This window comes from Kitasatospora griseola (assembly GCF_014648555.1).
GTDB lineage: Bacteria > Actinomycetota > Actinomycetes > Streptomycetales > Streptomycetaceae > Kitasatospora > Kitasatospora griseola.
The window spans coordinates 244,253-253,472 of record NZ_BMRI01000009.1; the positions used below are offsets into that span (position 1 = coordinate 244,253).

Sequence of the window (9,220 nt, forward strand, 5' to 3'; positions counted from 1 at the left end):
AGGGCCCGGTCAGCGGGACAGCCGGAAGACGGCGGCGGCCGCCGCCCGGAGGGGCCAGGCGGGGCGGGGGACGCCGAAGGCGGCCCGCAGGGGGGCATCCAGGAGAGCGGTCGCGAAGGCCGGGGCGTGGCGCGCCAGGGGGCCGGGGAGACGGGCGGCGAACAGCCCGGAGACGGCCTGCCAGAGCGCCTGGCCGGCCGGGCTGGGGGCGAAGCGGGCGGTCTCGAACTCGCGCATCCAGGCGGCGATCCCGGCCAGGTCGGGGCCGGGCAGGGCGGGCAGCCCCAAGGCGGCCGCCAGCTCGGCCTGGAAGGCGTACGCGGCCTCCCGCTCGGCGGGCGTCACGCCGCCGTTGCGGGCGGTGAACCCGACCGGGCAGACGGTGAAGCAGGCCAGCACGTAGCGCATCAACTCGGCGTCCACGCCCGGCAGTCGGTGCATCGCGGCCAGCTCGGCGACGATCGCCCGGCCGGGTTCGCTGTCCACCCCGTGGCCGATCAGCGCGAACATCATCGCGCCGGTGGCCTTCGCCCGGGCCTTCGGCGCGGAGGTCAACCGGCCGGTGCCGGCCAACACTTCTGCGATCTCCGGGACGGCGAAGGTGCGGACGAAGCCGAGCGTCAGCCCGACCCGGGCGCGCTGCGGGGCCCGGTGCAGCACCAGGGCGGCGAACGCGTCCCGGGGCGGTGCGGCCGTCACGACTGCTCGGCCAACGCCCGCTCCAGCAGGGGGGACTGGAGGAACGAGGAGACCAGCACCAGGTGGGCGCGCTCCTCGGCCGGGTCGGCGTCCAGGCCGGGCAGCACCGGCTGCTCCTCGCGCGGGCGCGGCACCTCCCGGGCGGCCAGCGCGCCGACCGCGGAGCGCAGCGCGGCGGCGACCACCAGCGCGTCCCGCTCGTCGGGGCCGAGCGCGGACCGTTCGGCGAACCGCTCGGCGCCGCGGACCGCCGCCGGGTCGATCCACGGGCGGAGCGTCAGCTGGCCGTCGCGGATCTCCAGGCCGCGCCGGGTGGTGCGCCACTCCAGGTCGCGCAGCGCGACGCGTTCGCGCCAGGCGGGCGACGGCGGGCCCTCCAGGGCGAGTCGGCGGTCGGCCCGGTAGACCAGGTCCCACAGCGGGCGCAGTGCGCGGAAGTCGCGGCGGCGGCTGGTCCAGGCGGCGCCGGCCGGTCCGGCGAAGCCGAGGGTGATGCCGATCGCGCCGAGGGTGGCGAACAGCGGGCCGAGCGCGGTGCTCAGCCACTCGGCCCCGTCGATGCCGGCGTACGCGAGGGCGATCGCGGCGATCTTGCACACCACGTAGCCGCAGGCGGTGAGCGCGCCGGCGGCGATGAACCGGATGCCGCGGCGCAGCCAGCCCGCGGGCAGCCGGGCGGCGTGGCCGAGGCAGACCCGGCCGATGTCGATCAGCGAGTAGGCGTACAGGCTCTGGTAGAGCGCCAGGAACAGGGCGGTGGCGGTGTGCGGGGCGAAGGTGGTGTCGAAGGTGAGCGGCGTCTCGGGCCGGTACGGGCCGCCGATCAGGAACAGCGCCACCAGCACCGGCACCATCGCGGCGAACACGGCGGTGCGGCGGCGCACCCGCTGCCGCAGCCGGTCGTCGAGCGGCGCCCACACCTGGTCGCCGGCCCGCTCCTCCGGCGGCGCCCAGACCAGCGCGAGGACCACGGTGGCGGCGGAGAAGCCGACGATGCCCAGGTAGACCAGGAGGGTGGCCAGGTTGCCGACGCCGGTGAGGCGCCCGATCGCCCGGTACAGCAGCGGGGAGGCCAGCAGGAAGGAGGTGGACGGCGAGGCGACCGCCAGGGCCACCACCAGCAGGCCGAAGGACGGCTCGCGCCGCCAGGCCCGCAGCTTCAGCCCGGCCACCGTCCAGGCGATCCCGCCAATGCCCAAGTAGACCAGGTTGTAGGGCAGTTCAGACATGCTGTCCCTTGCGGTGCTCCAGCGCGGGGGCGAGCTGCGAGGTGGTGCCGGCGCCCGGGGCGAGCACCAGCAGGCGCATCAGCTCGGCGCCCAGCACCTCCGCCTCCTCCTCGGCGGCGTCGTCGTAGTGCGAGCGGCCGAGCACCAGGCGGAGCATCTCCGGGTCGATGGTGGTCAGTTCGACCAGGTCCGGGTCCTCGTCCGGCAGCGGCGGCACGCTCAGGTGCCCGCACAGCAGGTGCGCCAGCTCGTGGCAGACGATGTGCGAGCGGTGCAGCCCGGAGGTCTCCTGCTCGACGTGGATCACGTCCTCGGCGGGCAGCCGCTCCACGAAGCCGGACGGCTCGCCGACCCGCATCCGGCGCGGGGCGATCCGGATCGGCCGGTCCAGGTGCGCGGAGACCGCGCCGCACAGCTCCTCGACGGTGCTCAGCGGCGGCAGGCGCAGGTCGCGCGCGACCGCCCGCATCCGGCGGCGGGTCCGCCCGAGCCCGCTCCCCACACCTCGCACTTCGACCCCCTTCGGGAGCCGCCAGTGTCCCAGCGGCACCTGCTGACGCTCCGTCACGTCACCGGTCCGGCCTCGTCCGACTGGCCGGTGGGCAGGCCGACGGCCCGCCGCAACTGCTCCACAATAGTGAGTGCGGCGTCCTGCATCTCCGGCGGCAGGCCGGCCGCCCGCATGGCGATCCGCTCCACCCGGGCATCGCGCAGCGCCTCGATCCTGCGCAGGTCGCGCTCGACCGCGCCGGCGGTCTCCGAGTCGGAGAAGTAGTCGAGCGGGACGCCGAAGAACTTGGCGATCCGGACGGCGTTCTCCAGGCTCGGCTTCTGGGTGCCCTTGCGCAGGTTGCCGATGTACGTGCCGCTCAGCCCGGTGCCTTCGGCGATCTCGGAGTCCCGCCAGGGCCGGCCGAGGTCCTTGGGGTAGATCACCGCTATCAGGCGCCGGAAGCGACTGGCGAAGTCCGCTGCTTCGGCGCGGGAGGAGTCCGTGGGCATGTGCCGGATCATAGAGGGTTCGTACCCCCGGGCGTATCCCCTCGACTGCCCTGTTCTGCACGATCGTTGGGGGTTCGGTGCCCAAATCGTGCGGACACGCGGTTCCGGGCGTTCGATCGTCACTCAGAAATCCACGATAGTTGACACAGTGTGGTCCCGGTCGGCAGGATCGGCACCCTGATGCTCGGGCGCCGTTGCCCCACGGGGGTGGGCAGCGGTGCCCGTTCGGCGGGCTGCCGTGCGCCTCCGTGCGCACGGCCCACGAACCGGACGTTCCCGCTCCGCCTCCTGTGCGTCACTTCCCGTTTCCAGCACGGCTGTTCCGCGCCGATACGGTCTCCGCGACCTCGCCCGGCGCCCGTCCGCCAGCACCACTCGGGCGCGCCCCGCCCGAAAGGCCGCGCAGCCGATGGCCCCACGACTCTCCGTCGTCGTCCCGGTGTACAACGTCGAGCGGTACCTCGCCGAATGCCTGGACTCGATCGCCGCCCAGAGCTTCGCCGACTTCGAATGCGTCCTGGTGGACGACGGCTCCACCGACTCCAGCGCCGCCGTCGCCGAGCAGTACACCGCCCGCGACCCGCGCTTCCGACTGGTCCGCCAACCCAACCGGGGCCTCGGCGCGGCCCGCAACACCGGCGTGCGCCACCTCGCCCACGACACCGAGTACGTGGCGTTCGTCGACAGCGACGACACGCTGCCCGCGCACGCCTACCGGCTGATGATCAGCACCCTGGACGAGACCGGCTCCGACTTCGCCGCCGGCAACGCACTGCGGCTGCGCAGCACCGGGCTCGAACCCTCGCACGTGCACCGCCGCCCGTTCGCCGAGACCCGGCTGCGCACCCACATCGGCGAACTGCCCGCGCTGGTCACCGACCGCACCGCCTGGAACAAGGTCTACCGGCGCTCCTTCCACGCCTCGGCCGGCCTGGAGTACCCCGAGGGCATGCTGTACGAGGACGCCCCCGTGAGCATCCCGCACCACTTCCTGGCGAAGAGCGTCGACGTGCTGTCCGAACCGGTCTACCACTGGCGGATCCGCGAGGACGGCGACCGCTCCATCACCCAGCGCCGCACCGACCCGCGCGGCCTGGCCGACCGGGTGCGCTCCATCGAACTCGTCCGGGGCTGGCTGCTGGACCGCCCCGAACCCGTGTTCCGGGAACACCTGCGGGCCTACGACCGCAACACCCTGGTCGAGGAGGTCCCGATGTTCTTCTGGACCGTCCCCGACGGCGACCGCGACTACCGGCACGTCTACCACCGGCACGTCACTCGGCTGCTCAGCGCCATCGGACCCGACCTGCTGGCCGAGCTCCCGCCGTTCCTGCGCCTCAAGTACCGCCTCACCGTGGCGGGCCGGCTGCACACCCTGGCCACCGTCCAACGTGCCCACCTGCGGGTCCGCAACACCCGCAAGGCGCTGCGCCGCTGAGATCAGCCCCGGCGCCGCCGCAGCAGCGCCACCCGGGCCTTCAGCAGCCCCGGGACGAGCAGGTAGACCACGGTCGGAACCACCAAGACGGTGATGGCCAGCACCCGCAGCGGCACCGGCAGGCCGCCCAGCGAGGGGCCGAGCAGCAGCTGGGCGACGGTGATCGCCGGGTAGACGGCGAGCCAGGTGATCAGGGCCCGGATGTGCACCGACGGGGCGGGGTGGGCGGTGGCGGCAGTGGCGGTGGTGTCGGCCATGACGGTCTCCTCGGTGTGCGGGGGCGAACTGAGACGGTAGCCAACCAACTGGTTGGTCGTCAACCATCCAGTTGGTTGGCAGGGTGCCCCCTCCCGCCCTACGCTGAGCCCATGACTCAGGACCCGACGTCCACCAAGCAACGGCTGCTCGTCGCCGCCAAGGAAGAGTTCGCCGCACACGGCATCGCGGGCGGCCGCGTGGACCGGATCGCGGAGCTCGCCGGCGTCAACAAGGAGCGCATCTACGGCTGCTTCGGCAGCAAGCAGAAGCTCTTCGACCAGGTCGTCGCCGCGGCGCTGGACGAACTCACCGAAGCCGTCCCCCTGCAGGCCGGCGACGACCCGGCCGAGTACGTGGGACGGGTCTACGACTTCCACCGGGCCAACCCCGTCCTGGTCCGGCTCTTCCTCTGGGAGGGCCTGCACTACCGCGACGCTGCCCTCCCCAACGAGGCTCAGCGCGCCACCCACTACGAACAGAAGGTCGCCGCACTCGCCGAGACCTTCGGCGCCGAGGCGTCCCCGCAGGTCGCGGCCTGCCTGCTGAGCCTGATCGGCCTCGCCGCCTGGCCCACCGCGGTCCCCCAGATGACCCGCGTCGTCCTCGGCACCACCCAGCCCGACCTCCGCGCCCACGTTGTCGCGTTCGCCCGCCAGGCCCTGGCCGGCTCGCTCCCGATCCCCGCGGCCGACGCCTGAGACACGAGAGGGTCGCCTCGTCGCGACGGTGCGCTCGATTCGGGGACCGGCTCGGGCGCACGCTCCGGTCCATGATCTGCGCCACACCTGCGTGACGCGGCTGCTGGACCGGGGCGCCTCGCCGCACATGAAAAAACCCCCGAGCGCGATGCGCTCGGGGGCTTTCCTGCGGTGGCCAGGGCCGGGGTCGAACCGGCGACCTTCCGCTTTTCAGGCACCAGCAGTGAGATCAGCAGGCTGGCCGAGTTCTGGCCCAAGTAGTCGAATTAACAGCTCTGAGCAGTCGTTCGATGCCTACGAAGATGGGCCCCGCGCTTTTACTTGCCTGCACTGACGAAGGTGACTACAGCCAAAATGAAGAAAGAAATGACAGTGTAGCGAAAGATTGTGATAGCCGATCGCAGATGACGATGCCGCTGCGAGTGCTGGAGGATATCGGTCCACAGCTCGGCTGAAGCGTGCTTGAGGATCTCCTCAGGGCTGAGTGCGGCCAACTTTCTGGTGAAACTGCTGTGGCCGTCGACCGCCGTCAGTGTATCGCCCCAGTTGAAGAGAAACCTGGATGGTATCTCTTCCTGGTGGAACATTCGCGTGGTCTTCCGAGCTGCGATGGCGTCTATGCAACTCCAGAGTCCGCGCAGAACAAGAATGACAGTCGCCGCTGCCATTATGGAGAAAGCTATGGTCGGTGCGATTCCTTGAGATTCCTTCGATGACTGGAAATGGAAGTTCGCCAGCAGTGCGGATCCTGCCATGACGACCGTGTTTGCGCTTAGGAGTACGGATGCCCGGGCGGACGTGGATGCTCGAAGGCGGTCGTATCGGTCAATATGCCATCGCGTCAGATCTACCAGCGTCTCGGTGGGTGCTGCGCTGCCCTTGCGTTGCCGCGATGGCCGGGGAGGAGTCGGCTGCCCGTCAGGGGCCGCCTGTCCTCCGGTCGTGTTGGTCAAGATTCCCCCTGCTCCCAGTCGCTGCCGGTCGGCTGCACTAGCCTAGAGCGAGATGTACGGCCGCGTTGCTGCTTCGCCACAAAACGCACCACCGGTGCTGCGAATGAGCGGCAAAGGGGGGCAAATGCCGCAAGTTTTCATAAACTATCGCAGAGCAACTGATGCGTATGCTGCTGCGCTCCTCGACGAGCTACTCTCCAGGGAGCTTGGGTCGAGGCGAGTATTCAGGGCTTCGAAGTCGATTCCTGCGGGCTCCGACTATGTTTCGGAAATATCCGAGGCAATAGCTTCCTGTGATGCGATGCTGGTCGTCGTCGGAGTGGGATGGAGTGAGAGTTTTCCTGTAAGTGGGGATGGGCGGGAGGACTGGGTCCTTCGTGAGATAAGGGAGGCGCTGGAGGCTCGAAAGGTAATAATTCCAATTATCCTCTCAGGGGCTTCGGTGATTCGGCGCGAGAGCATTCCGGAGGATCTTGCGGGTCTGGCATTTCTGCAGTACTTGCGATTTGACTATCGGAACTCCGCCCAAGATGCCATTCATATTTCCAGGCGGCTTCGAGAAAGGTTTCCGAGGGGAAGTATTTGGTCGCACTGGAAACAAAGTCGAACGAACTGATGCCGTGTGCTGTCGAGCTAAGCGATCACTGCGAGGATCGTGCGGTGCAGCCGTCGGGGGCGGATTCTGGTCCGGGAGTGCTGAAAATGATCGCGTCCAGCGATCGGCATCTTCTTTTCAGGCACTCTCCAGGGTTCCTGGAGGCGCGATCACATCGGGCCTGGCACGGCCTGCCGTCTGGGGGTGTTCGGCAGCGTCCGGGGTTGTCCGTTGGTGTTGGCGTACGGGTTGGCGTACGCCAACACCAACGAGACAGAAGGGTTTGCCCTACTCAAGGGCGTTGGCTCGCTCCGCCAGGCCCAACAGGTCGGGCGAAGCCGATCCGCCGGCCACCAGCACGAGTTCGCGGATCGTGGACCGAGCCGAGACGTGAGTGCGCACCGTTTCAGGAGCAAGTTCCTCGGCCCGGAGCAGGCACTCCAGGGCCTCCCCGGTGTGACGTCGCTGGGCGTGGGCCCGGCCGAGATCCATGAGCAGCCGCGAGCGGCGCTCCGGAGAGAGTCGGTCGGCGTTGATCTGTTTGCCGAGGTCGAGGGCTTCGCCTGCGTCGCCGAGATCAACAGCCGTGGAGACTGCCTGGATCTCCACGTTGGTCGGGCCGAACTCCAGGTTGAAGTCATTGCGGTCCGAGCCCAGACGGGCGGCGACCTCACGGGCCTTGCTGATCTGCTGCCGGGCTTGTTCACGCTGGCCCGAACGCGCCGCCACGAGTGCCAGCACCAGGTGCAGCGACCCCAGGACCGAGAGTTCCTCAGGCTGGGGGCTGCCCGTCGCGCTGTGCCGCGCCAGAACCGCCACGGCGCTGCTGGCGGCGTGCTCGGCCTGGTCGAGGTGCTTGAGCCGGACGAACGCCTGCGCCAGCCGGTAGATACCGGCGAAGACGTTGAGCGGTTCGCCAGACTGTTCGGCGGCCCGGATTGAGCGATCGGCGGCGACCCATGCCGCATCGGCCTCGTCCTGTCGGACGAACGCCGCAGCCAGTGCCTGGTAGGCCTGGCTGAGGAGGCGGTGTGCCTCCGCCCGGTCGTCCAGGGGTGCCGTTCGGGTCGCACGCTCAAGCCGCGGCAAGACCCGGCCGAGAGCCGCGCTCAGCTCGGCGAATCGCGCCGCGTGGGTGAGCGACCAGGCCTCGCCCACGGCCGTGCGGAGCTCTGCGAGCGACGGCGTTTTGGCGGGCTGATGCTCCGCCAGCAGCACGTCGAGGGCAGGGTGCCCCGAGATGAGCAGGCGCGCTTCGTCCAGGTCGTTCGGCTCTTCGTCGGCCGGCGGCGGGGGCGTCGCGGGCAGCGGGGCGTCCGGCCTGAGCACCTGCACAGAGACGCCCAGCCCATCCGCGAGGAGTTGCAGGACGTCCAGCCGGACTACGGGCTGGACACCGCGCTCGACCTGGGACACCCAGCTTGCGGTGCGGTTGATCGCAGCCGCCAGCTCATCCTGCTTCAGGCCGCGTTGACGCCTGAGCTGAGCGACACGGGCGCCGAAGGCCCGGCGTTCGTCCGGGGTCATCAGTGGCCGCCGGCCGAGCCGGTGCCCTTGCCGGACACCTCATCCAGGAACGTCACCTTGAACGACGCGATGTACTCCTCGCGCGCCGCCAGGAAGCGCCGGACGTGGGGCTGCTGCTCGTGGGCGTCGAACGCCGCGCGGTCCGCGTACAGCTCGTAGAAGACGCGCGCGGTGGGCTCACCCGGGACGGTGTGGTTGGCGTACACGAGGGTGCCCGGTTCCAGCGCGCGGATGCCCTCCAGGGTCTCGTCGGTGAGCTTGTCGAAGGCGGCGGCGGCTTCCTCGCTGTGGGCGGTGAACCGCACTACAAGACCAAAACCCATGGTCACAGCTCCTTTGTCGGCGGAGTGCCAGTATCCCATGACTCGCTGAAGAGCTGCGACTCGCAGAACTTCTTGACTCGCAGAAACTCTGCGACTAGCTTTTGAGGTGTCGGAGCGGCGGACGGTCGCCGAGATGGAGGGCCCCTCGTTGGGTCGCTCTGACCTGCGCAAATGCGACGGTCGGTTGTCGGGGAAGGCGGCGTTGCCGTACGCCCACGGGCCGTGCCTGATCGCAGTTCCTTGAGAACTCAAAAGTGTGCTGATCAACGAACGAGTGTCTTTGGTCCCCGATCCGTGCCGCCTCGTGGCGGGTCGGGGGTCATGGCTGCTCGTGAGTGACGAGTGGCTGGGCCCATGAGTCGGGGCCGTCGCGCCTTCCTTGGCCGGTCGCGCGACGACCCCTGCGGGCCTGCTCACCTAGCAGAGAGGTAGAGACCCGTGAGGTCGATTGTTGCAGGGCAGGTCGCCGTGGACTCGGAGGAGTTCGCGGAACTGGCG

General features: G+C 69.8%; 11 protein-coding genes. 3 read left to right on the forward strand and 8 right to left on the reverse strand.

The window, feature by feature from the left end; genetic code table 11:
• Positions 1 to 9: 9 nt before the first annotated feature.
• The 4 genes from IEZ12_RS14790 to IEZ12_RS14805 all read right to left on the reverse strand — a co-directional run bounded on the left by IEZ12_RS14790 (position 10) and on the right by IEZ12_RS14805 (position 2,930).
• Positions 10 to 699 carry an oxygenase MpaB family protein gene (locus tag IEZ12_RS14790; protein WP_189272443.1) on the reverse strand — a complete coding sequence of 230 codons (690 nt, stop codon included), beginning with the start codon at positions 697 to 699 and terminating at the stop codon, positions 10 to 12.
• Positions 696 to 1,928: an MAB_1171c family putative transporter gene (locus tag IEZ12_RS14795; RefSeq protein WP_189272444.1), complete on the reverse strand. Its 1,233-nt coding sequence runs from the start codon at positions 1,926 to 1,928 to the stop codon at positions 696 to 698. The genes IEZ12_RS14790 and IEZ12_RS14795 overlap by 4 nt, the downstream gene beginning before the upstream one ends.
• Positions 1,921 to 2,397, reverse strand: a complete 477-nt coding sequence (locus IEZ12_RS14800) for a hypothetical protein (RefSeq protein ID WP_052509725.1) — start codon at positions 2,395 to 2,397, stop codon at positions 1,921 to 1,923. Before IEZ12_RS14800 ends, IEZ12_RS14795 begins: the two co-directional genes overlap by 8 nt.
• 95 nt (positions 2,398 to 2,492) lie before the next feature.
• Entirely contained in the window at positions 2,493 to 2,930 is a 438-nt protein-coding gene (locus IEZ12_RS14805) for a helix-turn-helix domain-containing protein (RefSeq protein WP_043916670.1), read from the reverse strand.
• 409 nt (positions 2,931 to 3,339) lie between these two features.
• On the opposite strand from IEZ12_RS14805, the gene IEZ12_RS14810 reads away from it, so the two are divergent.
• Entirely contained in the window at positions 3,340 to 4,368 is a 1,029-nt protein-coding gene (locus IEZ12_RS14810; protein ID WP_189272445.1) for a glycosyltransferase family 2 protein, read from the forward strand.
• A gap of 2 nt (positions 4,369 to 4,370) precedes the next feature.
• Here the strand turns inward: IEZ12_RS14810 and IEZ12_RS14815 are convergent, their stop codons facing one another.
• The gene (locus IEZ12_RS14815; RefSeq protein WP_189272446.1) at positions 4,371 to 4,625 is read right to left on the reverse strand and encodes a putative antibiotic biosynthesis monooxygenase; all 255 of its coding nucleotides are present in this window, start codon (positions 4,623 to 4,625) and stop codon (positions 4,371 to 4,373) included.
• Between the two features lie 111 nt (positions 4,626 to 4,736).
• Here IEZ12_RS14815 and IEZ12_RS14820 point away from each other — a divergent pair, with 111 nt between their 5' ends.
• On the forward strand, positions 4,737 to 5,324 hold the full coding sequence (locus tag IEZ12_RS14820) for a TetR/AcrR family transcriptional regulator (RefSeq protein WP_189272447.1): 588 nt from the start codon (positions 4,737 to 4,739) through the stop codon (positions 5,322 to 5,324).
• A 317-nt stretch (positions 5,325 to 5,641) separates the two neighbouring features.
• Here IEZ12_RS14820 and IEZ12_RS14825 read toward each other — a convergent pair whose 3' ends face one another.
• A complete protein-coding gene (locus IEZ12_RS14825; protein ID WP_189272448.1) occupies positions 5,642 to 6,079 on the reverse strand; it encodes a hypothetical protein in 438 nt (145 codons plus the stop codon).
• Between the two features lie 322 nt (positions 6,080 to 6,401).
• Between IEZ12_RS14825 and IEZ12_RS40585 the strand changes: the two genes are divergently transcribed.
• The gene (locus IEZ12_RS40585) at positions 6,402 to 6,893 is read left to right on the forward strand and encodes a toll/interleukin-1 receptor domain-containing protein (RefSeq protein ID WP_189272449.1); all 492 of its coding nucleotides are present in this window, start codon (positions 6,402 to 6,404) and stop codon (positions 6,891 to 6,893) included.
• Between the two features lie 267 nt (positions 6,894 to 7,160).
• Here IEZ12_RS40585 and IEZ12_RS14835 read toward each other — a convergent pair whose 3' ends face one another.
• A complete protein-coding gene (locus tag IEZ12_RS14835) occupies positions 7,161 to 8,399 on the reverse strand; it encodes a helix-turn-helix domain-containing protein (RefSeq protein WP_189272450.1) in 1,239 nt (412 codons plus the stop codon).
• Positions 8,399 to 8,722 (reverse strand): putative quinol monooxygenase, encoded by a 324-nt coding sequence (locus IEZ12_RS14840; RefSeq protein ID WP_189272451.1) that lies wholly within the window; start codon positions 8,720 to 8,722, stop codon positions 8,399 to 8,401. The genes IEZ12_RS14835 and IEZ12_RS14840 overlap by 1 nt, the downstream gene beginning before the upstream one ends.
• Between the last annotated feature and the right edge of the window lie 498 nt (positions 8,723 to 9,220).